The sequence below is a fragment of the Ancylobacter sonchi genome (assembly GCF_018390695.1).
In the GTDB taxonomy this organism is placed as follows: Bacteria; Pseudomonadota; Alphaproteobacteria; order Rhizobiales; family Xanthobacteraceae; genus Ancylobacter; species Ancylobacter sonchi.
Genome location: NZ_JAHBGF010000033.1, coordinates 205727 through 229091, shown reverse-complemented (window position 1 = coordinate 229091; position 23365 = coordinate 205727). Strand labels below are relative to the sequence as shown.

Annotated in this window: 18 protein-coding genes; 7 read left to right on the top strand and 11 right to left on the bottom strand. The window is 68.9% G+C overall.

The window, feature by feature from the left end:
* The first annotated feature begins 91 nt into the window (after positions 1-91).
* Both KHC28_RS20630 and KHC28_RS20625 read left to right on the top strand, forming a co-directional pair.
* A complete protein-coding gene (locus KHC28_RS20630) occupies positions 92-2125 on the top strand; it encodes an autotransporter assembly complex protein TamA (protein WP_312893293.1) in 2034 nt (677 codons plus the stop codon).
* On the top strand, positions 2125-6402 hold the full coding sequence (locus tag KHC28_RS20625) for a translocation/assembly module TamB domain-containing protein (RefSeq protein WP_214010244.1): 4278 nt from the start codon (positions 2125-2127) through the stop codon (positions 6400-6402). Before KHC28_RS20630 ends, KHC28_RS20625 begins: the two co-directional genes overlap by 1 nt.
* A gap of 69 nt (positions 6403-6471) precedes the next feature.
* On the opposite strand, the gene KHC28_RS20620 is transcribed toward KHC28_RS20625, so the two are convergent.
* Positions 6472-7272: an SDR family NAD(P)-dependent oxidoreductase gene (locus KHC28_RS20620; protein ID WP_214010243.1), complete on the bottom strand. Its 801-nt coding sequence runs from the start codon at positions 7270-7272 to the stop codon at positions 6472-6474.
* Positions 7273-7437: 165 nt separating this feature from the next.
* Between KHC28_RS20620 and KHC28_RS20615 the strand changes: the two genes are divergently transcribed.
* From KHC28_RS20615 to sseA, 4 genes are all read left to right on the top strand, one after another.
* Positions 7438-8886: a cryptochrome/photolyase family protein gene (locus tag KHC28_RS20615; RefSeq protein ID WP_214010242.1), complete on the top strand. Its 1449-nt coding sequence runs from the start codon at positions 7438-7440 to the stop codon at positions 8884-8886.
* Between the two features lie 76 nt (positions 8887-8962).
* Complete coding sequence (locus KHC28_RS20610) at positions 8963-9994, top strand: cysteine synthase A (protein WP_214010241.1); 1032 nt, start codon at positions 8963-8965, stop codon at positions 9992-9994.
* Entirely contained in the window at positions 9994-10722 is a 729-nt protein-coding gene (locus KHC28_RS20605; protein ID WP_214010240.1) for an alanyl-tRNA editing protein, read from the top strand. Before KHC28_RS20610 ends, KHC28_RS20605 begins: the two co-directional genes overlap by 1 nt.
* A 54-nt stretch (positions 10723-10776) precedes the next feature.
* Positions 10777-11655 carry a 3-mercaptopyruvate sulfurtransferase gene (gene sseA / locus KHC28_RS20600; protein ID WP_214010239.1) on the top strand — a complete coding sequence of 293 codons (879 nt, stop codon included), beginning with the start codon at positions 10777-10779 and terminating at the stop codon, positions 11653-11655.
* Between the two features lie 117 nt (positions 11656-11772).
* Here sseA and KHC28_RS20595 read toward each other — a convergent pair whose 3' ends face one another.
* From KHC28_RS20595 to KHC28_RS20580, 4 genes are all read right to left on the bottom strand, one after another.
* Positions 11773-12570 (bottom strand): amino acid ABC transporter ATP-binding protein, encoded by a 798-nt coding sequence (locus KHC28_RS20595; RefSeq protein ID WP_246565047.1) that lies wholly within the window; start codon positions 12568-12570, stop codon positions 11773-11775.
* Between the two features lie 16 nt (positions 12571-12586).
* Positions 12587-13963, bottom strand: coding sequence for an amino acid ABC transporter permease (locus tag KHC28_RS20590; RefSeq protein WP_214010238.1), 1377 nt, complete (start codon positions 13961-13963; stop codon positions 12587-12589).
* A gap of 10 nt (positions 13964-13973) precedes the next feature.
* Positions 13974-15164: an amino acid ABC transporter permease gene (locus KHC28_RS20585; protein ID WP_214010237.1), complete on the bottom strand. Its 1191-nt coding sequence runs from the start codon at positions 15162-15164 to the stop codon at positions 13974-13976.
* 121 nt (positions 15165-15285) lie between these two features.
* Positions 15286-16302 carry an amino acid ABC transporter substrate-binding protein gene (locus KHC28_RS20580; protein WP_214010236.1) on the bottom strand — a complete coding sequence of 339 codons (1017 nt, stop codon included), beginning with the start codon at positions 16300-16302 and terminating at the stop codon, positions 15286-15288.
* A 272-nt stretch (positions 16303-16574) separates the two neighbouring features.
* Here KHC28_RS20580 and metC point away from each other — a divergent pair, with 272 nt between their 5' ends.
* A complete protein-coding gene (metC, locus tag KHC28_RS20575; RefSeq protein WP_214010289.1) occupies positions 16575-17783 on the top strand; it encodes a cystathionine beta-lyase in 1209 nt (402 codons plus the stop codon).
* An 8-nt stretch (positions 17784-17791) separates the two neighbouring features.
* On the opposite strand, the gene ureG is transcribed toward metC, so the two are convergent.
* The 6 genes from ureG to KHC28_RS20545 form a co-directional block, all read right to left on the bottom strand.
* The gene (gene ureG / locus KHC28_RS20570; RefSeq protein WP_214010235.1) at positions 17792-18436 is read right to left on the bottom strand and encodes an urease accessory protein UreG; all 645 of its coding nucleotides are present in this window, start codon (positions 18434-18436) and stop codon (positions 17792-17794) included.
* A 57-nt stretch (positions 18437-18493) separates the two neighbouring features.
* On the bottom strand, positions 18494-19219 hold the full coding sequence (locus KHC28_RS20565; protein ID WP_214010234.1) for an urease accessory protein UreF: 726 nt from the start codon (positions 19217-19219) through the stop codon (positions 18494-18496).
* On the bottom strand, positions 19200-20015 hold the full coding sequence (locus KHC28_RS20560; protein ID WP_214010233.1) for an urease accessory protein UreE: 816 nt from the start codon (positions 20013-20015) through the stop codon (positions 19200-19202). The genes KHC28_RS20565 and KHC28_RS20560 overlap by 20 nt, the downstream gene beginning before the upstream one ends.
* 35 nt (positions 20016-20050) lie before the next feature.
* Complete coding sequence (ureC, locus tag KHC28_RS20555; protein WP_214010232.1) at positions 20051-21763, bottom strand: urease subunit alpha; 1713 nt, start codon at positions 21761-21763, stop codon at positions 20051-20053.
* Between the two features lie 49 nt (positions 21764-21812).
* Positions 21813-22433 (bottom strand): urease subunit gamma, encoded by a 621-nt coding sequence (locus KHC28_RS20550; protein ID WP_214010231.1) that lies wholly within the window; start codon positions 22431-22433, stop codon positions 21813-21815.
* Positions 22434-22518: 85 nt separating this feature from the next.
* Positions 22519-23337, bottom strand: a complete 819-nt coding sequence (locus KHC28_RS20545; protein ID WP_312893291.1) for an urease accessory protein UreD — start codon at positions 23335-23337, stop codon at positions 22519-22521.
* Between the last annotated feature and the right edge of the window lie 28 nt (positions 23338-23365).

Genomic DNA, 23365 nt, shown 5'->3' with positions numbered 1-23365 from the left:
CCCGCACGGGCCGCACGGTGGTCCTCGCAGGGTCTGCGGGACAGCACGACGGGTAGCGAGGGTGGCGTTGCAGGGGCATGGAACAGCGGGAGTGAGGCGTTTTCGGCTGGCCGTGCTGCTGGTCGCCTCCGTTGCGCCCCAGGCCCTGTTGGTCGCCGCGCCGGCGCTGGCGCAGTCTTCCCAGTCGGCTGCCTCGCAACCGGCCAACTCCAAGACGAACGCCGCCCAGCCCGCGACCCAGCCGACCAACGACGCGCCGCAATCGGGCCTGCTCGGGCCGATCCTCGACCTGTTCGATCCCTCGCGCGTCGCCGCCCGCGAGCCGCCGACCATCGACGCCACGCCCTATAATCTTACCATCGACGTCAAGACGACCGAGCGCGACATCCGCAACGCCGTCACCGACGCCTCCAATCTGGAGCGGCTGAAGGGGCGCCCGCCAGCCGGGTCCGCCGGCCTCATCCGCCGCGCCCTCTCCGACGGGCCGGCGATCAATGCCGCGCTCTATTCGCTCGGCTATTACGGCAGCAAGATCCGCATCACCGTCGCCGGCAACGATCCGGACGCGCCGAACATCTTCGACATCGTCGAGACCTCGCGCAAGCGCGGCCCGGTGCCGGTGGTGGTCACCGTCGATCCCGGCCCGCAGTTCCATTTCGGCCGCATCGCCATCCTCGACGCCAAGACCCGCCGGCCGCTCCTCGACGCGCCGAGCCTCGCCAGCCTCGGCTTCGAGCCCGGCGCGGCGGCGCTGGCCACCACCGTGGTGCGCGCCGAGACCTCGCTGACCAATCACTGGCGCGAGGCCGGCCATCCCTTCGCCCGCGTGGTCGACAAGGACGTGGTGGCCGACCATGCCGTGCGCCAGCTCGACGTCACCTTCTATGTTGAGCCCGGCCCGCCGGCCACGTTCGGCCGCTTCACCGTCAAGGGTGCCGAGTTCCTCACCCCACGCTTCATCGAGGACCGCATCGAGATCGCGCCCGGCACGCCCTATTCGCCGGACGTGCTGAACCGCCTGCGCCGACGGCTGCTGGAATACGAAGCCATCGCCACCGTGCGCCTGATCGAGGCCGACCACCTCGAACCGGACGGCTCGCTGCCGATCACCATCGAGGTCTCGCCCCGCAAGCCGAACTATGTCGGCTTCTCCGCCAGCTATTCCTCGACCGACGGCTCGGCGATCAACGGCTATTGGGGCGCCCGCAACCTGTTCGGCGGCGGCGAGACGCTGCGCCTCGACGCGCAGGTCTCGTGGTTCGGCCAGGAATCGGAGGCGGTGCCGGATGCCGATCCGTTCGGCTACAAGCTGTCCGCCACCTTCGTGAAGCCGGGCATCATCACCGCGCGCGACGACCTCATCACCTCGGCGGCGGTGCTGCGCGAGGTCACCAACGCCTATGTGCGCGAGGCCGGCACCTTCCTCGCCGGCGTCCGCCACCGCTTCAACGACGAGATGTCGCTGCAGGTCAGCGCCGATCTCGAACAGTCGCGGGTGTGGGACACGACCGGCGTCAACGACTACTTCATCGCCGGCGTGCCGTTCGAGTTCAATTACGACAGCACCGACAACAAGCTCGACCCGTCGAAGGGCATCCGCTTCACCGGCATCGCCGAGCCCTTCGCCAAGCTGGGCGACGCCGACGGCATGCCGGCGATGCTCAATGCCCGCTTCTCGACCTATTACGCGCTCGACGAGGCCAAGCGCTACATCCTTGCCGGCCGCGTCGCCGCCGGCAGCATCTTCGGCGCCGACCTCACCGACGTACCGCCGCAGCGACGCTTCTATGTCGGCGGCGGCGGCTCGCTGCGCGGCTACGACTACCAGTCCGCCTCGCCGCGCAATGCCGACGGCATCGTCATCGGCGGCCGCTCCTATTTCGAGGCGTCCTTCGAGGCCCGCATCAAGGTCACCGACACCATCGGCGTGGTACCGTTCGTCGACATGGGTTCGGCCTTCGCCAGCGAAGCGCCGGATTTCGATGAGATGAAGTATTCGGCCGGCATCGGCCTTCGCTACTACACGTCCATCGGGCCGCTGCGGCTCGACGTCGCCTTCCCGCTCAATCCGGGGCCGGACGACGGCAGTTACGGCATCTATGTCAGCCTGGGGCAGAGTTTCTGATGGTGGCGCGGTTCTTCAGCTTCCTCATCTACGCCCTGATCGGGCTGGTGCTGCTGGTGCTGGTGGCCTTCGGCGCGATCCAGACCCCGCCGGGCAAGGCCGTGCTGGCCCGCCTCGCCTCGTCGCTCGCCTCTTCTCCCAGCCTCGGCGTCAGCATCGAGGGCATCAACGGCTTCATCCCTTCCGACATGGGGGTGGACCGCGTCGTGCTCTCCGACGAGGAAGGCCCGTTCGCCACCATTTCCGGCGCCCGGCTCTCCTGGAGTCCGCTGGCGCTGCTCGGCCGCACCGTCGACATCACGGCACTGGAGGCGTCGAAGGTCGAGGTGCTGCGCCGCCCGCTGCCGCCGGCCGAGCCGCCCGCCGCGCCGCCGCCCCCCTCCTCATCCGGCGTCCCGCTGCTGCCGGTGCGGCTCGAGCGCCTCGCCATCGGCGAGATCGTGCTCGCCGAGCCGGTGCTCGGCCACGCCGCCACGCTCGGGCTGACCGCCTCGGCCGACCTGTCGGCGGCGACCCGCGCGGTGTCGCTGAACTTCGCGATCGACCGCCGCGACAGCCCCGGCCGCATCACCGGCACCGCCGCCTATGCGCCGGAGAGCCGCCAGCTCGACCTCGACATCTCCGCCGACGAGCCGGCCGGCGGCCTCATTGCCCGCGCCGCCGGCATGGACGGCCTGCCGGAGCTCACCGCCTCGCTCAAGGGCAGCGGTACGCTCGACCAATGGGACGGCCACCTAGCGCTTCAGGCCGGCAATGTGGCGCACGCGTCCGGCGCCGCCGGCATCCGCGCCGTGCCGGAAGGCCACCGCTTCACCGCCGCCATCGACGCCGATATTGGCCGGCTGCTTCCCGCCGACATTGCGCCCTTGTTCGAGGGACGTACCGAGCTCGCCGCCGCCGCCACGCTCGACACCGTCAACCGCCTCGCCATCGAGAGCTCCAGCGTCCGCGCCGCCGGCTTCGGCGCCGCCGTCAAGGGCAGCTTCGATCTCGACACCAGCCTCGCCGACCTTACCTTCCAGGCGCGGGTGCCCGACAATGCCCGCTTCGCGGCGCTGGCGCCGGGGATCGCCTGGCAGTCCGGCACGCTCGAAGGCACGGTGAAGGGCAACATCGCCGCCCCGTCGGTCGACGCCCATGTGGTGACCGCAGGCCTGTCGGGCGCCGGCTACGGCACCGGCACCCTGACCCTCGACGCCACCACCCGTCCCGATGCCGACGGCAATCTCGCGGTCACCGCCGAGGGCGAGGCGCAGGGCCTTACCGCCACCGAGCCGTCGGTGGCCGCCGCCATGGGTTCGACCGCCCGCTTCCAGGCCACCGGCCTCGTGCCGGCTGGTCAGGCTGCGCTGTCGCGCCTCACTGGTCTCACCATCCACCTCACCGGCCTCACCGCCCGCTTCACCGGCACCGCCGACCAGGCGGCGGTCGACGGCACGCTGAGCGTCGAGCGGCTCGACCTCGCCACCCTTGTACCGCTGGTGGAACGCCCGCTGGCCGGAGAGGCGCAGTTCGATATCGGCATCCAGGCCGGCGACAATCTCTCACGCCTCGCCGTGACCATCGAGGGCAGCTCGCGCAACGTCGTGACCGGCATTCCCGCCGTCGACGGCTTCTTCGGCAAAGTGACGACGCTGTCCGGCGCCATGGAACGCTCGGGCCAGAGTTCGATATCTATCAATAACTTGCGCATGAGCGCCGACGGCCTCGCCTTCACGATGGACGGCCATCTCTCCACCGACGACGCCGATCTCCGGGCCAGCATCAACCTCGCCGATCTCGCCCGCCTCGACCCGCGCGTCACCGGCGCTGTGGAAGCGAATGGCGCCTTTTCCGGCTCGCTGGACAAGCTGACGGCCACCGCGCAGCTGTCGATTCCGTCCGGCACGGCGATGGGCAAGCCGATCCGCGGGCTTACGCTCAATTTCACCGGCAACGACATCACCGGCAATCCGAGCGCCAGCTTCCGGCTGAACGGCAACGTCGCCGGCCAGCCGGCCACCGGCAGCGGCGCCTTCGTCACCGCCGGCGACAACCGCTTCGAGGTGCAAAACCTTGATATCGCTATCGGATCGGCGCGCGCCACCGGCGGCGTCACCGTCACCGACGCCAGCCTCGCCACCGGCAAGCTGACGCTGGCCGCGCCCAATCTCGCCGATATCTCGCCGCTGGTGCTGACCGAGCTCGCCGGCAGCCTCAATGCCGACATCACCCTCGACATCGCCGACGGCCGCCAGCGGGTGGCGGTGAAGGGCAATGCCGAGCGCGTCGCCGCCGCCGGCCAGTCGGTTGCCATGGCCCGCATCGACGCCACGGTGATCGACCCCATCGGCGTACCCGCGCTCGACGGCACGGTGGAGGTCCGCGGCGCGAACGTTTCCGGCCAAGTCATTGAAAACGCGACAATCCGTGGCAAGGGTGGCACGGACGGCACCGATCTCACCGTCGACGCCAACGTGCAGAACACCGCGCTGCGTGCCGCCGGCCGGCTGAGTCGCGCGGGCGACGGCGCCCGGCTGCGGCTCGACCGCCTGTCGGCGACGCGCGGCAACACCACCATCGCCACCACCGGGCCGGCCAACATCGCCTATGCCGGCGGCACGGTGACCATCGACCGGCTGGCGCTCAATGCCGGCGGCGGCACCGCCACCGTGTCGGGCAGCGCCGGCGAACGCCTTGATCTGACAGCGGATCTGCGCGCCATACCGCTCTCGCTCGCCGAGCTGGCCGCGCCCGGGCTGAACCTCTCCGGCACGCTGGCCGGCAATGCCCGCATCACCGGGACCCCCTCGACCCTGACCGGCAACTACCAGCTGACCATCACCCGACTGTCGACGCCGGACGTCGCCCGCGCCGGCGCCGGCCCGTTCGACATCACCGCGCGCGGCGATCTCGCCGGCGGCCGCGCCACCGTGCGCTCGGAGATAAAAGCCCGTTTCCTTCAGGCGCTTACCATTAATGGCTCAGTGCCGCTCGGCGCCGGTGCGCTCGATCTCGCCATTCGCGGCGGGCTGGATCTCGGCATCCTCAACCCGATGCTCGCCACCACCGGCTCGCAGGTGGTCGGCAATGCGGCGATCGACGCCACGGTGACCGGCACCGCCAGTGCCCCCAATGCCGGCGGCACCGTGCGCATCACCGGCGGGCGCTATATCGACAGCGTCAACGGCATCAATCTCGATCGCATCGAGGCGGTGCTCACCGGCACCCAGCGCAGCGTCACCCTGACCTCGTTCACCGCTCGGACGCCCAATGGCGGCGGCCTCAACGGGCGCGGCAATATCGGCCTCGACCCCGCCGCCGGCTTCCCGGGGCGGATCGAGATCGACATGACCAACGCCCAGTTGGTCAATAGCGAGCTGATGCGCCTCGTCACCGAGGGGCGGATCGCGGTCGAAGGCGCCTTCCTCAACAACCCCCGCGTCACTGGCCGGTTGGTGGTGCGTGCGCTCGACGTCAACATTCCCGACCGGCTGCCCGGCGGGGTGCAGAGCCTGAATGTCCGCCACGTAAATGGCGGCAAGCGCTCGGTGCCCGGCGCCGCCCGCGCGGCGCGGCGCGAGGCGCGCCCGCCCGACAGCGGCATCCCGCTCGACCTCACCATCTCCGCGCCTAACAACGTGTTCGTGCGCGGCATGGGTATCGAGTCCGAGCTCGGCGGCGACATCCAGCTGCGCGGCACCTCGACGGCGCCGGTGGCGCTGGGCGGCTTCGAGATGCGGCGCGGCAATTTCGACTTCGTCGGCCGCCGCCTGTCCTTCACCCGCGGCAAGGTGACCTTCACCGGCACCACCGATCCCGAGCTCGACTTCGTGGCGGAGAGCACCGCGAGCGACGTCACCGCACGCATCATCGTCACCGGCCCGGCCTCGGCGCCGGAGATCGACTTCACCTCCACCCCGACCCTGCCGCGCGACGAGGTGCTGTCGCGCCTGCTGTTCGGCCGCTCGGTGGGGCAGCTGTCCTCGGGCCAGGCGCTGCAGATCGCCCAGACCGTCGCCCAGTTCTCCGGCGGCGGCGGGGTGCTCAACGACGTGCGTCGCTCGCTCGGCGTCGACAGCCTCGAACTCGGCACCAACGACGCCGGTACCGGCGGTCAGGTCGGCGTCGGCCGGCGCCTCAATGACAACATCTATCTCGGCGTCCGGCAGGGCACGAGCGCCAATTCCAGCAAGGTGACGGTCGACATCGATGTCACCAAGAACATCCGCCTGCAGGGCGCCACCTCCGCCGGTGGGGCGGCGGAGGTGGGCATCGGCGCCCAGTGGGATTACTGAGCGGGGACTACTGAGCGACGAAGGCTGAAGCTGGCGACGACCGTGCGGACGTCGCCAGCCATCCACCGGTCATGCGGCGCGGTAGCGTTCCGCCGGGCTGGCGAGCGACAATTCGGGATGCAACGCCCGCCGGGCCGCCTCGAACGCTACCCATTTGTCGAGGTCGCGCAACGAGGGGATGGTCACCAGCTCGCCCAGCTCAAGCCCCTTCAACGCCGCCGCGACGAGATCGTCGACCGGCATCACCATGTCGGCCGGCAGTCGCGCGGGATCGATGCCGGCACGGTCGAAGAATTCGGTGCGCGTATAGCCGGGCAGCACCGCCTGCACCCGTACCGGCCCGTCCTTCAGCTCGCCGTTCAGCGACTGGGTAAACGACAGCACATAGGCCTTGGTCGCGGCATAGGCGCCCGCGAAGGCCTCCGATGCCAGCGCCACCACCGAGGCGACGTTCACCAGCGTGCCCTTGCCGCGTGCGGTGAACGCGTTCACCGCAGCGAACGACAGACGGGTCAGCGCCGTCACGTTCAGCTGTACCATCGCCATGGTGGCGGCGAGGTCGCCGCCCGTCACGCCGCTGCCAGTGCCGATGCCGGCATTGTTGACCACCAGCGTGATCGCCGGATCGGTCTCGATCCGGGCCGCGACGCGCTCGACATCGCCGGCGACGCCGAGATCGGCCGGAAGGACATCGACCTTGCGGCCGGTCTCGGCACGAAGTTCGGCGGCCAGCGCCTCCAGCCGCGCCGCGTCGCGGGCGACGAGGACGAGATCATGGCCCCGGCGAGCCAGCTGCTGCGCGTAGCTCTTGCCGATGCCGGACGAGGAGCCGGTGACGAGAGCGGTGCCGGATGGGATGGGGGACGACATGATAGCCTCACGGAAAATGGCGGCGCACCGCCGGGTTCGCATTTACAGTATGATCGACATGAATAATCCGCAAGCCGTCCCGCCAACCGCTTTTCGCCTTCGCACGCTTGATCCGACCGGCTGCCGCCTGGAAGCTCCCGCCCATTCCGTGCCAATGGTCTGTGCATGACCCACACCGCCTCCGCCCCCACCCTCGTCTGGCTCCGCGACGATCTGCGCCTCGCCGACAACCCGGCATTGGCCGCCGCGCGGGCGGAAGAACGGCCGCTGGTACTGCTCTATGTGCTCGATGACGAGACGCCGGGACTGCGTCGGCTCGGCGCCGCCGCCCGCTGGTGGCTCGGCCGCTCGCTCGCCACGCTCGCCACCGATATCGAGCGGATCGGCGGACGCCTCCTGCTGCGCCGGGGGCCTGCCGACAGGGTGATCCGCGATCTGGTGGCCAAGGCCGGCATCGCCCGCGTGCACTGGAACCGGCGCTACGAGGCTGGCGCCATCGAGCTCGACCGCCGGCTCAAGGCGGAGCTGACCGACGCCGGCGTCGACGTCACCAGCCATTCGGGCACGCTGCTGCACGAGCCGTGGACGCTGCGCACCGGCTCGGGCCGACCGTACCGGGTCTTCACGCCCTTCTACCGCGCCGCCGCGTCGCTCGGCTCGCGCGCGCCGTTCGCGGCGCCCCGCGAGCTGCTTCCCGGGCCGGACCTGCCGAGTGACGCGCTCGACGACTGGGAGCTGGAGCCGAGCGGGCCGGACTGGGCGGGCGGCCTGCGCGCCACCTGGCAACCGGGCGAAGCCGGTGCGCGCGCGGCGCTGCACGCTTTCCTCGACGGCGGCATCCACGGCTATGCCGACGGCCACGACCGGCCGGATGGCGAGCATACCTCACGGCTGTCGCCCTTCCTGCGCTTCGGCAATCTCTCACCGGCGCAGGCGCTGGCCGCCGTCACACACGCAGCGGAGGCGGGCGAGGCGCAGGGTCGCGACGTCGAGAAATTCCGCAGCGAGCTCTATTGGCGGGAATTCTCCTACCACCTGCTGTTCCACTTTCCCGGCCTCGCGACGGCGAATTACAATGATCGCTTCGACGGCTTCGGCTGGCGCGAGGATGCCGGCTTCGAACGGGCCTGGCGGCGTGGCCTCACCGGCTATCCCATCGTCGACGCCGGCATGCGCCAGCTGTGGCAGACCGGCTGGATGCACAACCGGGTGCGGATGGTCGTCGCCTCCTTCCTGGTCAAGCACGGCCTTATCGACTGGCGGCGGGGCGAGGCATGGTTCTGGGACACGCTGGTCGACGCCGACCCGGCCAACAACCCGGCCAGCTGGCAGTGGGTGGCCGGCTCCGGCGCCGATGCCGCGCCGTATTTCCGCATCTTCAACCCGGTGCTGCAGGGCGAGAAATTCGATCCGGACGGCGCCTATGTCCGCCATTTCGTACCGGAACTGGCGAAGCTGCCGTCCGAAGTCATCCACCAGCCGTGGCGGGCGAAGCCGGATATGCTGCGCCGTGCCGGCGTCGAGCTCGGCGCCACCTATCCCCGCCCGATCGTGGAGCATGCCGCCGCTCGCGAGCGGGCGCTGGACGCCTACCGCCGAAGCGGCGGGAATTGACGGCGACACAGGTTGCCGAGCCGGTTTCCGGCTACTATTTTCGTGGCCCCTCGAACCGACGAATGAAATCAGCGCCATGGACATCCGTAACGGCCTCGTTGAGGCGATCGGCAACACGCCGCTCATCAAACTCAAGCGCGCCTCGGAGGAGACCGGCTGCACCATTCTCGGCAAGGCGGAGTTCCTCAATCCCGGCCAGTCGGTGAAGGACCGCGCCGCGCTGTTCATCATCCAGGACGCGGTGAATAGGGGACAGCTCAAGCCCGGCGGCGTGATCGTCGAGGGCACCGCCGGCAATACCGGCATCGGCCTCGCTCTGGTCGGCAACGCTCTCGGCTTCCGCTCGGTGATCGTCATTCCGGAGACGCAGAGCCAGGAAAAGAAGGACATGCTGCGGCTTGCCGGCGCCACGCTGGTCGAGGTGCCCGCTGTCGCCTACGCCAATCCGAACAATTACGTGAAGGTCTCAGGCCGCCTCGCCGAAGCGCTGGCCAAGACCGAGCCCAACGGCGCCGTCTGGGCCAACCAGTTCGACAACGTCGCCAACCGGCAGGCGCATATCGAGACCACCGGCCCGGAGATCTGGACGCAGACCGACGGCAAGGTCGACGGCTTCGTCAGCGCGGTCGGCACCGGCGGCACGCTGGCCGGCTGCGCCATGGCGCTGAAGGCGCGTAACCCCAACGTCAAGATCGCCCTCGCCGACCCGTTCGGCGCGGCGCTCTACAGCTACTACACCACCGGCGAATTGAAGGCCGAAGGCTCCTCGATCACCGAAGGCATCGGCCAGGGCCGCATCACCGCCAATCTGGAAGACGCGCCGATCGACGTCGCCTACCAGATCCCCGATGCCGAGGCGGTGCAGATCGTGTTCGACCTCCTTGAGTTCGAGGGCCTGTGCCTCGGCGGCTCCTCCGGCATCAATGTCGCCGGCGCCATCCGGTTGGCGAAGGAGATGGGACCGGGCCACACCATCGTGACGCTGCTGTGCGACTTCGGCACCCGCTACCAGTCGAAGCTGTTCAACCCCGAATTCCTGCGCGAGAAGGGCCTGCCGGTGCCCGGCTGGCTCGAGCGCACGATCGACGTTCCCAACGTGCTGCTGTGATGGCGACCGAACTCCTGTTCCGCGACGATGCCTATCTGGCCGAGACGCCGGCGACGGTGATCGATCTCACGCCGGAAGGCGGCGTGGTGCTCGACCGAACGGTGTTCTACGCCACCGCCGGCGGCCAGCCCGGCGATACCGGCTGGCTCGTCGGCGCGGATGGCACGGCGACGGCGATCACCGGCGCCGTCTGGTCGCCGGACAAGCAGCATGTCGTGCACCTGCTGGCGCCGGAGGCGGCCCGCCCGGCGCCCGGCGACGCGCTCGTCGCCCGCCTCGACTGGGCGCCGCGCTACAATCGCATGCGCATGCACACCGCACTGCACCTCCTGTCGGTCGCCCTGCCCTATCCGGTGACCGGCGGCTCGATCGGCGAGCAGGAAAGCCGGCTCGATTTCGACATTCCCGATGCCGGCCTCGACAAGGACGCCATCACTGCCCGCGTCAACGAGCTGATCGCCACCGACGCCGCCGTCACCGAGAGCTGGATCACCGACGAGGAACTCGACGCCAATCCCGGCCTGGTGAAGACCCTATCGGTCAAGCCGCCGCGCGGCTCGGGCCGGGTGCGGCTGGTGCGGATCGGCGACGTCGACGACGGATTGATCGATCTTCAGCCCTGCGGCGGCACCCATGTGCGCCGGCTCTCGGAGATCGGTCGGGTCGTCGTCAGCAAGATCGAGAAGAAGGGCCAGCAGAACCGACGCATCCGGCTCGCCTTCGCCTGAGCGCCGCCAGCGCTCACCCAACGACTACACAGGGACCACACAGGGATCGCACCCATGACCACCCCCTCGGTCACCACCGCCTCGGCCCTCCCGCCCGACGGCCGCTTCGTCACCACCCAGTGGCTGGCCGAGCGCCTCGGCGCGCCCGACGTCGTCGTCGTCGACGCCTCCTGGCACCTGCCGACCGCCGGCCGCTCCGCCCGCGCCGAATATGTCGACGCGCATATTCCCGGCGCCGTGTTCTTCGACATCGACGCGGTGGCCGACCGGTCCAGCGGCCTGCCGCACATGCTGCCCTCCGAGGAGGCCTTCAGCGAGGCGGTCGGCACGCTCGGCATCGGCGACGGCATGACCATCGTCGTCTATGACAGCCTCGGCCTGTTCTCGGCGGCGCGTGGCTGGTGGACGTTCTTCGTGTTCGGTGCTGCCAATGTCTTCGTGCTGGAGGGCGGCCTGCCGCAGTGGCGCGACGAGGGACGCCCGCTGGAGGCCGGCGAGGTGATGCTGCCGCCGGCGCATTTCACCGCCCGGCTCGATCGCAGCCGCGTCGCCGGCGTCGAGGATGTCGCGCAGGCGAGCGCGGCCGGCAGCGCGCAGCTGCTCGATGCCCGCCCCGGCGAGCGCTTCCGCGGCGATGCGCCCGATCCGAGGGCCGGCGTGCGGGCGGGGCACATCCCCGGCGCCCGCAACCTGCCCTCCTCCGACGTGGTGGCCAATGGCCGGCTGCGCGATCCGGATCAGCTGCGCGCCGCCGTCGCCGCCGCCGGCATCGACACCGCCCAACCGGTGATCACCAGCTGCGGCTCCGGCGTCACCGCCGCCATACTGTGGATGGCACTCGACAGCCTCGGCACTCCGCCGGCAGCGCTCTATGACGGCTCCTGGGCGGAGTGGGGCTCCTCGGACCGGCTGATCGCCATCGGCCCGGCCTGAACCTCGCTTATCGCGGAAAAGCAAGAACGGCCGGACCTCGCATGGGTCCGGCCGTTCTCGTCTTCGCTCGTCTACTTCGCCGGTGGCGCCGCCGCGTGGACGCCGCGCCGTCCAGCGTCAGTGCAGGATCTGGCTGAGGAACAGCTTGGTGCGCTCGTGCTGCGGGTTGGAGAAGAACGCGTTCGGCTCGTTCGCCTCGATGATCTGACCGGCATCCATGAAGATCACCCGGTTCGCCACCTGGCGGGCGAAGCCCATCTCGTGGGTCACGCACAGCATGGTCATGCCTTCTTCGGCGAGGCTAACCATGGTTTCCAGCACTTCCTTCACCATTTCCGGGTCGAGCGCCGAAGTCGGCTCGTCGAACAGCATGATCTTGGGCTTCATGCACAAGGCGCGGGCGATCGCCACGCGCTGCTGCTGGCCGCCGGAGAGCTGGCCGGGATATTTGTTGGCCTGCTCGGGGATCTTCACCTTCTTGAGGAAGTGCATCGCCAGCTCTTCCGCATCTTTCTTGGGCATCTTGCGCACCCAGATCGGCGCCAGCGTGCAGTTTTCCAGAATGGTCAGATGCGGGAACAGGTTGAAGTGCTGGAAGCACATGCCGACCTCGCGGCGGATCTCGTCGATGCGCTTGAGGTCGTTGGTGAGTTCGACGCCGTCGACCACGATGGAGCCCTGCTGGTGCTCCTCCAGCCGGTTGATGCAGCGGATCATGGTCGACTTGCCGGAGCCGGACGGACCGCAGATGACGATGCGCTCGCCGCGCTTCACCCGCAGGTTGATGTCCTTCAGCACGTGGAACTCGCCGTACCATTTGTGAACGCCGACCAGTTCCACCGCGACCTCCCGGCCAGGAGCCGTATGCACCGCGGGGAGTTCGTCGCTCGGGACGATGGAATGGGCTTCGGTCATGACGATCTCCATCGGTTCAATGTCTGTGGGAGGTGTTCAGCCGGCGCTCTACGAACAGCGAGTAGCGCGACATGCCGAAGCAGAACAGGAAGTAGACGATGCCGGCAAAGGCGAAGCCGGTATAGAGCGTCACCGGCGTCGCCCAGTTGGGGTCGGTGAAGGCGGCGCGCAGCTGGCCGAGAAAGTCGAAGATCGACACGATCAGCACCAGCGTGGTGTCCTTGAACAGGCTGATGAAGCTGTTCACGATGCTCGGAATGACCAGTGTCAGCGCCTGCGGCAAGATGATCAGCCGCATCATCTGGCTCCAGGTCAGGCCCATCGCCATCGCGCCCTCGTACTGGCCCTTCGGGATGGCCTGCAAGCCGCCGCGCACCACTTCAGCAATATAGGCGGCAGTGAACAGCGCGACGCCGACCAGCGCGCGCAGCAGTCCGTCCGGGTTCACCCCCACCGGGAGGAACAGCGGCAGCATATAGGTGGCGAAGAATAGCACGGTGATCAGCGGCACGCCGCGCCAGAACTCGATGAAGATCACGCTGAGCAGCCGCACAATCGGCATCTTGGAGCGGCGGCCGAGCGCCAGCGCGATGCCGAGCGGCATCGAGGTGACGATGCCGGTCACCGCGATCACCAGTGTCACCAGCAGCCCGCCCCATTGCCGGGTCTCCACCCGCTCCAGGCCGAAATCGACGTCCCACAGGAAGGTAAGGATGCCGAAGCCGGCGAAGACATAGGCGGTCATCGTCGCGGCGCCGCGCCCGCTGCCGGCGGCGAGCCGGCCGATGAGATAGGCCACCGCCACGCACAGCGCCGCGGTGATCACGAAGTCCAGCCAGAAGCCGAACTGCAGCCCGGCGACGGCGGCATCGCCCGCCACCGCCCGCAGCAGGCCGAAATGCCCGAGCAGGAAGTTCGAGGCGCTGATGTTGCCGCCGGTGAGCAGGATGAAGGCCAGGATCGGATAGGCGACGAAGAACAGGAAGGAATTCAGCCGCTTGTGCGGCCAGGACAGCACCAGCAGCGGCACCAGCAGCACCGCGCCAATGAGGAAGACGAGGTTGACGCGCCAGCGCTGGTCGGCCGGGTAGAAGCCGTAGATCAGCTGGGCGAACTTCGCCTTGATGAACGGCCAGCAGGCACCGACCTCGGCGCCGAGGCAGGCGTCGCGGTTGTTGCCGGTCCATACCGCGTCGATGAACAGGAAGCGGAGCAGCGGAGGCAGGATCCACACGACCAGCGCGATGCCGGCGAGCGTCAGCACGGTGTTGGTGATGGAGGAGAACAGGTTCTCCCGCATCCAGCCGATGGCGCCGACATTACGGCCGGGCGGCGGCAGCGGCGTCTGCATCTCGGAGCGGATGAAGGTACCGTCGTCGAAGGTCAGGCTCATGGCGCGCTCCTCACCGTTCCACGAGCGCGACGCGCTTGTTGTAGGCGTTCATGATCACCGAGGTGATAATAGAGATGACCAGATAGACACCCATGGTGATGGCGATGATCTCTATCGCCTGGCCGGTCTGGTTCAGCGTGGTGCCGGCGAACACCGCCACGAGGTCGGGATAGCCGATCGCCACCGCCAGCGAGGAGTTCTTGGTCAGGTTGAGATACTGGCTGGTCAGCGGCGGGATGATCACCCGCATCGCCTGCGGGATCACCACCAGCCGCATCGTGTAGCCGGAGCGCAGCCCCAGCGAGTTCGCCGCCTCGGTCTGGCCGTGGCTCACCGATGTGATGCCGGCGCGCACGTTCTCGGCGATGAAGGCGGCGGTGTAGGTGGCGAGGCCGACCGTCAGCGCGACGAATTCCGGAACGACCCGCATGCCGCCGGCGAAATTGAAGCCCTTGAGCTCCGGCTTCTCGAAGGTGATGGGAAAGCCGGTGACGATCATGGCGATCAGCGGCAGTCCGATGATCAGCCCGAGGCCGATCCACAGCGTCGGAAAGCCCCGACCGGTCTCCTCGCGGCGCTGGCGCCCCCAGGCGCCGATCAGCACCGTGGCCAGCACCGCGAAACCGAAGGTCCACAAAACGAGGCCGGTGCCCTCGCCGAATAGCGGGCGCGGCACCACGATGCCACGATTGGAAATGTAGGCCTCGCCGAAGATCGAGATGCTCTGCCGTGGGTTCGGCATGGCACTGAGCACGGCGAGGTACCAGAACAGGATCTGGAACAGCGGCGGCAGGTTGCGCAGCAGCTCCACATAGCAGGTGGAGATCAGCCGGATCACGAAGTTCTTGGACAGCCGGCCGATGCCGACGAGGAAGCCGATGATGGTGGCGAAGAAGATGCCGATCACCGCCACCAGCAGCGTGTTCAGGATGCCGACGGCGAAGGCGCGGCCATAGGTCGACGTCTCCGAATAGCTGATCAGGGTCTGGCTGATGCCGAAGCCGGCGGTGTTCTCCAGGAAGCCGAAGCCGGTGGCGATCTTTTGCGCCGCGAGATTTTCCTTCGCATTGTCGATGAACATCCAGCCCAGGACGATCACCAGAACCAGCGCGACGACCTGAAGGACGATGCTTCGTACCTTCGGATCGTTCATGAACGACGTGCGGCCCTGCCTGACCGCCGGCTCGACCCAATCCGCCATTAATTCCCCTCGCCTCGTTGAGGCCCATTTCATGAAGGCGGCGGGCCCGGTCTAAAGCCGGGTTGTGGTCCCGCGCGCCCCAGCGGAGCGTCCCCCGGTGAGCCGGGGGACGCGGGATCGATCAGCGGATCGGCGGGGCGTACTGCAGGCCGCCCTTGGTCCACAGGGCGTTGGTGCCGCGCGCCAGCTTCAGCGGGGTGTCCGGCCCGACATTGCGGTCGTACATCTCGCCGTAATTGCCGACGAGCTTGACGATGTTGACCACCCAGTCATTGCCGATGCCGAGGCCTTCGCCGAACTTGCCCTCGGTGCCGACCAGACGCTTGATCTCGGGGTTGGTCGACTTCAGCTGCTCGTCGAGGTTCTTGGAGGAAACGCCCAGTTCCTCAGCATTGACCTGCGCGAACAGCACCCACTTCACGATGTCGAACCACTGGTCGTCGCCATGGCTGACCACCGGGCCGAGCGGCTCCTTGGAGATGATCTCCGGCAGGACGATGTGATCGTCCGGGTTCGTCAGTTTGAGGCGTTCGGCGGCGAGGCCGGAGCGGTCGGTGGTGTAGACGTCGCAGCGGCCGGCGTCATAGGCCTTGATGGTCTCGTCGGCGGTCGCGAACGCGATCACCTCATACTGCATGTTGTTGGCGCGGAAGAAGTCCGCGACGTTCTGCTCGGTGGTGGTGCCGGTCTGGGTACACACCGAGGCGCCGGCCAGTTCGAGCGCCGAGTTCACCTTCTTGTCCTTGCGGATCATGAAGCCCTGGCCGTCGTAATAGGTCACGCCGGTGAAGTTGAGGCCGAGCGAGGTGTCGCGCGAAATGGTCCAGGTGGTGTTGCGCGACAGGATGTCGATGTCGCCGGACTGCAGGGCGGTGAAGCGGTCCTTGGCCGACAGGGGGGTGAACTTCACCTTGGTCGCGTCGCCGAACACCGCCGCCGCCACCGCGCGGCAGAAGTCGACGTCGAGGCCGGTCCAGTTGCCCTTGTCGTCCGGGTTGGAGAAGCCGGGCAGGCCCTGGCTCACGCCGCACTGGATGAAGCCCTTGGCCTTCACCTGGTCGAGCTTCGCGGCTTGGGCGCCGGCCGCGGCGAGGCCGAAGGCGCCGGCAAGGGCGAGGGTGGAGAGGAGGCGTTTCATGATGGCAGCCCTGTACATCGGTTTTTGATCGGGCACGCATCTGCGGATGCAGATGGATGCGGGCGAAGAGCTAAGCAAGTCGCATGCCGCTCGACACGTACACCTGCCGCAAGGGCGTGCGCCGTTCGTCTTAGACGCAGCGCATGCGCGCATGACGTGTCGTGCGGCCGTAAGGTCATCAGAACGATGTATTCTGATGCGGTCAAGCGCTTGACGCGGGAGCGGCGCTCGCCCCCAATTACGCCCCCGTCCGATGAGAACCAGTGCAGTCCATGTCGAAGCAGCCCAAGGGCACCAACCGGCCCGCCTACGCGTCCGATACCACCCTCGTAAATGCCGGCCGCGATCCACAGAGATTTGACGGCTTTGTGAATGTGCCTGTGGTGCGCGGCTCCACCGTGCTGTCGCCGACCGTGCACGATCTCGAGCACCATACCGGGCGCTACTCCTACGGCCGGCGCGGCAATCCCTCCGTCGAGGCGCTGGAGACGGCGCTTGCCGAATTCGAAGGCGGCGCCGGCGTGGTGCTCACACCGTCCGGCCTGTCGGCGGTCAGCACCGCCCTGCTCTCGGTGCTGGAGGCCGGCGACCACCTCCTGATGGTCGACACCGCCTATGCGCCGACGCGGCGGGTCTGCAACGAGGTGCTGCGGCGCTTCGGCATCGAGACCACCTATTACGACCCGCTGATCGGCGGCGGCATCGCCGCGCTGTTCCGGCCGAACACCCGCGCCATCTTCATGGAATCGCCGGGCTCGCAATCCTTCGAGATGCAGGACGTGCCGGCGATCGTCGCCGCCGCAGCGACGACGGACATCGTCACCCTCATCGACAACACCTGGGCGACGCCGCTCTATTTCCGGCCGCACGCCTTCGGTGTCGACCTGTCGATCCAGGCCGGCACCAAATATATCGGCGGCCATTCCGATCTCAATCTCGGCACCATCTCGGCCAATGAGCGCTGCTACAGGCGGCTGCGCACCACCCATGGCGATCTCGGCCTCACCGTGGCGCCGGAAGATGCCTTCCTCGCCGCGCGCGGGCTGCGCACCCTGTCGGTGCGCCTCGCCCGCCACCAGCAATCGGCGCTCACCGTGGCGCGCTGGCTCGCCGGGCGGCCGGAGGTCAAGCAGGTGCTGCATCCGGCGCTGCCGGAGGCGCCCGGCCACGCCATCTGGGTGCGCGACTTCACTGGCTCCTCCGGCCTGTTCAGCGTGGTGCTGAAGCCGGCGGCGAAGCCGAGCGTCGACGCCTTCCTGGATTCGCTGGCGCTGTTCGGCCTCGGCTACAGCTGGGGCGGCTTCGAGAGCCTCGCCATCCCGTTCGACTGCTCGACCTCCCGGACCGCCACTCGCTGGGCGCCCGGCGGGCCGACGGTGCGGCTGCATATCGGCCTTGAGGATCCGGCCGACCTGATCGCCGACCTCGAGCAGGGCCTGCGGCACCTGACGCCGCTCGCGGCCCCCGATCTGGGAAAGTGACGCCCAACCTAGGAAAGTGATACCTCGGCGAGGCGGGCCGGCGTGAGGCCACCCGCCTCCTCGATGAAGCGCGCGACCTCCTCGACGCCCTGCCCGGCGCGCACATTGGCGAACACATAGGGCCGACGGCCGCGCATCTTCTTGGAATCGCGGTCCATCACCTCCAGCGAGGCGCCGACATGCGGCGCCAGGTCGATCTTGTTGATCACCAGGAGGTCGGAGCGGGTGATGCCCGGCCCGCCCTTGCGCGGGATCTTCTCGCCGGCCGACACGTCGATCACATAGATGGTGAGGTCGGCGAGCTCGGGCGAGAAGGTGGCGGCGAGGTTGTCGCCGCCGGACTCGATCAGGATCAGGTCGAGCTGTGGAAAATTCCCGCGCATCTCGGCGATGGCGGCGAGATTGGCGGAGGCGTCCTCGCGAATGGCGGTGTGCGGGCAGCCGCCGGTCTCCACGCCCATGATCCGCTCGGCCGGCAGCGCGCCGGCACGGGTGAGTATCTCGGCATCTTCCTTGGTGTAGATGTCGTTGGTGATGGCGCACAGATCGTAGCGGTCACGGAAGAGGCGGCACAGCGCCTCCATCAGCGCCGTCTTGCCCGACCCGACCGGTCCGCCGATGCCGACCCGCAGCGGGCCGCTCCCCTCGCTCATGACTGCACTCCCTGTCGATGATCTGAAGCCGGCTCGCGCCGCCGGAGCCTCGCGGCCCTAGCTGCGGAACAGGCGGGTATACTGGGTCTCGTGACGCATCGAGGCGATGTCGGAGCGCAGCGCCGCCCCGCCCAGCGCGTCGAGGTCGACATGCGGCGCCTCGGCGGCGACGGCGCGGATCGTCGCCGCGCAGCCGGCGAGCGCGCGGTTGCCGTCGGTTTGGCCGAGCGGCACCAGCCGCACCGCGGCGGACACCAGATTGGCCGCCACCGCCGTCAGGAAGCCGGTGAGCGTGGCGGCAATCGGCAGCCCGTGCGCCGCCGCCGCGCCGCCGACGGCGACGGGATAGGCGAGCCGCCCGCTCCACGCGCTCGACAGCAGATCGAGGCCGGGCGCCGGCCAGGCGGCGCGGGTCGCCGTGAGGAAGGCGTCGCCCTGGTTGAGCGTCTCCATCTGCCGCTCGCGCGAGGGCGCGAAGGCGCAGGCGAGTTCCGCAACCTCGGCGAAGCCGGCGCCGTCGCCGGCCCGCGCCGTCCGCCAGGCATGGGCGAGCAGCGCCGCGTCGGTGAACGGGCCGCCATGGCGCAGGAGATCGTCGACCCAACGCTGGAGGCCAGCCATGTCGCGGATGTCGCCGGCCTCCACCGCCCATTCGAGACCGTGCGAATAGGCAAAGGCGCCGACCGGATAGGCCGGCGAGAGCCAGACGAACAGCGCGATGAGGTCGGGCGCGACGGCGGCCTCGGCCGGCGCGGCGATCGCGTCAGCCGTGTCCGTGGCCATGGCCCTTATGGTCGTGGTGGTCGTGATGATGATCGTGCCCGTGATGGTCGTGATCGTGATGGTCGTGATCGTGGTGCTCGTGGCCGCAGCCGCAGGCCTCGCCATGGGCGTGCTTGTGCTGGTGGTCATGGTGGTCGTGGCCATGGCCGCGATGCACCGGCGCCTCTGCCGGAGCGCTGCCGATGTGGATCACGTCGTGCTGATGGTGATGATGGTCGCCATGATCGTGGCCGCAGCCGCAGGCCTCGCCATGCTCATGGTGCTCGTGCCCGTGATGCTCGTGATCATGGTCGTGGTGCCCGTGATCGTGATGCCCGTGATCGCCATGATCATGGCCCGCATGGCCGTGCCCATGCGCCTCGGCGGCCTCATAGGCGCCGCCCTCCGGCTCGAAGGAGGCCTCGACGATGTCGACCGTGGCGCCGAGCCCGCGCGCCATCTCCTCCAGCACGCTGTCGCGGGCGATGCGGATGCGGTCGGCGAGCAGTTGCGCCGGCACGTGGCGGTTGCCGAGATGCCAGGCGAGGCGCGCCAGATGGTGCGGGTCGCGGGCGACGATCTCCGCCACCGGCTCCTCGGCGGCGACCACCGCCACCAGGCGCCCGTCTTCCAGTGCGATGCCGTCTCCGTCCTTCAGCCGCACGGCTTCCGGCAGGTCGAGCAGGAACACCACGTCGCCCTCCCCGCGCATGGCGATGCGGCGGCGGTGCCGTCCGTCGTGCGGCAGCACCACCTTGTCGGCGGCGGTGGACACGTCCCAGCTGCCGGCGGGAACAAGCGTGCGAGCGCGGATCATGGTCGTCTCCTTCAGGACTGCCCAGCCCGTGAGGTTTAGAACAGGAAGTAGCGCTGCGCCATCGGCAGTTCGGTGGCAGGCGCGCAGGTCAGCAATTCGCCGTCCGCCCGCACCTCATAGGTTTCCGGGTCGATCTCCAGATGCGGGGTGGCGTCGTTGTGGATCATCGACGCCTTGGAGATGCCGCCGCGCACGTTCTCGATGCCAACCACCTTCTTCTCCAGCCCGAGCCGGGCGCCGATGCCGAGTTCCACCGCCGCCTTGGAGACGAAGGTGAGCGAGGTCGCGGTGCGCGCCTTGCCATAGGCGCCCCACATCTGGCGGTAATGCACCGGCTGCGGCGTCGGGATCGAAGCGTTGGGGTCGCCCATCCGCGCCGCGACGATCGCCCCGCCCTTGATCACCATGTCCGGCTTGGTGCCGAAGAAGGCCGGCGACCAGATGACGAGGTCGGCCAGCTTGCCCGGCTCCACCGAGCCGATATGGCGGGAGACGCCATGGGCGATCGAGGGGTTGATGGTGTACTTCGCCACATAGCGCTTGGCGCGGGCATTGTCGTTGCGCTCGCTGTCGCCGGGTAGCAGGCCACGCTGCAGCTTCATCTTGTGAGCGGTCTGCCAGGTGCGGGTGATCACCTCGCCGAGCCGGCCCATCGCCTGGCTGTCCGAGCTCATCATCGAGATGGCGCCGAGATCGTGCAGGATGTCCTCGGCCGCGATGGTCTCCTTGCGGATGCGGCTCTCGGCGAAGGCGAGGTCCTCGGCGATCTCGGGATCGAGATGGTGGCACACCATCAGCATGTCGAGATGCTCGTCTAGCGTGTTGATCGTGAACGGCCGCGTCGGGTTGGTGGAGGACGGCAGCACATGCGGCAGCCCGACCACCGTCATGATGTCCGGCGCGTGGCCGCCGCCGGCGCCCTCGGTATGGAAGGCGTGGATGGTGCGGCCCTTGAAGGCCGCGACGGTGTCCTCGACGAAGCCGCTCTCGTTCAGCGTGTCGGTGTGGATCATCACCTGCACGTCGTACTCGTCGGCGACCGAGAGGCAGTTGTCGATGGCGGCCGGGGTGGTGCCCCAGTCCTCGTGCAGCTTCATGGCGCAGGCGCCGGCCTCGATCATCTCGACCAGCGCGCCGGGCAGCGAGGCGTTGCCCTTGCTCGACAGAGCGAGGTTGACCGGAAATGAGTCGAAGGCGCGCAGCATCATCTCGATGTGCCAGGCGCCGGGGGTGCAGGTGGTGGCGTTGGTGCCCGCCGACGGGCCGGTGCCGCCGCCCAGCATGGTGGTTACGCCGCTCATCAGCGCGTGCTCGATCTGCTGCGGGCAGATGAAGTGGATATGGCTGTCGAAGCCGCCGGCGGTGACGATCTTGCCTTCGCCGGCGATCACCTCGGTGCCCGGGCCGATGACGATGTCGACGCCCGGCTGGATGTCCGGATTGCCGGCCTTGCCGATGGCGTGGATCCGGCCGTCGCGCAGGCCGATATCCGCCTTCACGATCCCCCAATGGTCGAGGATCACCGCATTGGTGATGACGGTGTCGACCGAGCCCTGCGCGCGCGTCGTCTGCGCCTGCCCCATGCCGTCGCGGATGGTCTTGCCGCCGCCGAACTTCACCTCCTCGCCATAGACGGTGAAGTCCTTCTCCACCTCGATGACCAGCGCGGTGTCGGCGAGGCGGATGCGGTCGCCGGTGGTCGGGCCGAACAGCTCGGAATAGAAGGCGCGGGAAATCTTGAGGGCCATGGGAAAGATCCGATCGAAGCGTGGGACGGGCGAGGCAAGCGGGGCGCGGTCAGAGACGGCCCATCACCTGCTGGCGGAAGCCGTAGACCTCCTTCTTGCCGGCGAGCTCGACCAGCGTGACCTCGCGCGACTGGCCTGGTTCGAAGCGCACCGCCGTGCCGCTGGGAATGGCGAGCCGCTTGCCGCGCGCCAGTTCGCGGTCGAAGGCGAGCGCCGCGTTGGTCTCGAAGAAATGGTAGTGGCTGCCGACCTGGATCGGCCGGTCGCCGGTATTGGCAACGGTCAGCGTCACCGTCTCGCGGCCGGCGAGCAGCTCGATCTCGCCCTCCTCGGTGAGGATCTCGCCCGGCACCGGGCCGGCGAACAGGCGGCGGATCGGCTCGTGCACGGTGACGAGCTTGGTGCCGTCCGGGAAGGTCGCCTCGACCTGCACGTCGTGGATCATGTCGGCGACGCCCGGCATCACCTGCTCGGCGGTCAGCACGGTCGCGCCGAGCGTCATCAGCTCGGCCACCGTCTTGCCGTCGCGTGCACCCTCGACCACCACGTCGGTGATCAGCGCCACCGCCTCGGGATGGTTGAGCTTCACGCCGCGCTCCAGCCGCCGGCGGGCCACCATCGCTGCCATGGAGACGAGCAGCTTGTCCTTTTCGCGCGGGCTCAGATTCATCGGTCTACTCCGGGAAGATGCGGGCGACGGGCCGTCGGGCGTGAGAAAGTCGGGGGATCAGCAAATCGGGCGACAGCAGAATGCATCAGAAATGCCAGATGCGCGGCGGGTCGCAAACACCGAGCGGGCCGAGCAGGCGGCGAATGGCGGCGTCCAGCCCCAGTCCGTCACGCGCCAGCAGCCGTACCGAGGCCATGCCGTCCCAGGCGCTGACGCCGATCTCGACGTCGTTACGCGCCTCCTGCAACGCCTCGGAAGCCTCGCGCAACGCGTCGAGCCGCTCCACGGCGTCCGGCGCCACCAGCAGCGCGGTGGCAAAGGCTGCCCATCCCTGCGCGCAGGCGGACCGGTCGAGCACGCCGCTCACCGCGCCCTCAAGGCTGAGCCCGTCGGCATAGACGAGCCGGCCACCGCGGCGCACCCGCCACGAATCGGTCAGCTGGCCATAGGTGAAGCGCTCGCCGCGCGCGGTGCGCCCGAGCACCACCGTTTCCACCAGCAGCAACCGCGAGCCCTCGGCGACGTCCGCGCGGATGGTGCGGGCGACGCGCGCGCCGTCGAACAGGATGGTCGCCTGCGGCAGCCAGTCGAGCGAGGCGCCCGGCGCCACGGCGAGGTCCACCGACAGCCGCGACAGCCCGCCATCCGAGCGGTAGCACTTCTCCGCCGCCTGTGAGGTGAGCACCAGCCGCGCGCCCTCGCCCGCCTCCATCCGCGCGGCGAAATGGTCGCCGCCGGCGACTCCGCCGCCGGTGTTGAGGATGATGCCTTCCAGCGAGCGGCCGCGCCGCGCCGCCGCCGGGAAGCGGATGCGGCTCGGGCCCTCCTCCTCGAGGCGGTCGGGAATCGTGCGCCCGTCGGCGAAGCGCGCGTGAAGCAGCAGGCGACCGCGCGAGCGCAGCACGCCGGGGACGACCTCCCCGGCGGCGGGC